This window comes from Streptomyces boetiae (assembly GCF_031845405.1).
Taxonomy (GTDB): Bacteria; Actinomycetota; Actinomycetes; order Streptomycetales; family Streptomycetaceae; genus Streptomyces; species Streptomyces boetiae.
Genome location: NZ_JAVREN010000113.1, coordinates 1 through 509, shown reverse-complemented (window position 1 = coordinate 509; position 509 = coordinate 1). Strand labels below are relative to the sequence as shown.

At 66.4% G+C, this 509-nt stretch carries 2 protein-coding genes; one reads left to right on the top strand and one right to left on the bottom strand.

What is annotated here, in order from left to right; genetic code table 11:
- Window positions 1-89 (top strand): N-acetyltransferase (locus RM780_RS27940; RefSeq protein WP_394813105.1); only part of this gene is annotated, 89 nt, incomplete at its 5' end.
- Window positions 90-98: 9 nt separating this feature from the next.
- On the opposite strand, the gene RM780_RS27620 is transcribed toward RM780_RS27940, so the two are convergent.
- Window positions 99-509 (bottom strand): TetR-like C-terminal domain-containing protein (locus tag RM780_RS27620; RefSeq protein WP_311633639.1); only part of this gene is annotated, 411 nt, incomplete at its 5' end.

The window sequence follows — 509 nt, the reverse complement described above, 5'->3', positions numbered from 1 at the left end:
CTGCCGGGCTTCGCATCGTACCGACGTGCTGGATGGTGGCCGAGTACATCGACAAGCATCCGGAGTATGCCGACATCACCGACCGGTGAGCATTCCGTTCAGCGCTTCACTGAACGTGGGTCGGCCGCGACGAGGGTGAGGATGGCTTCGGTCAGCCGGTCCAAGTAGTCGTCGTCGGCGTCCATCTGCATAACTGACTGGCGCCAGTAGAGCGCTCCCCCGATCGTGTCGAGCGCGACGTCGATATCGGCGTCGGCGGCGATCTCGCCGCGCTCCCGGGCTCGCTCGAAGAGCTGAGCAGCCTTGAGCCGCCGGGGTTCTCGTATCTGGCCGGCGATAGTTGCTGAGTAGTCGGGATCGCGGGCGGCCTCGGCGAGCAGGTCCGGGATGATGGTGCGGGCCAGCAGATGGGTCAGCGCCTCGCGCCCGTTCTGCAGGTACGCCCGGATGTCCCCTCGAATCGTGCCGGTGTCGGGGACGTCGATCGCGGCGACAGCCACCTTGGTCAC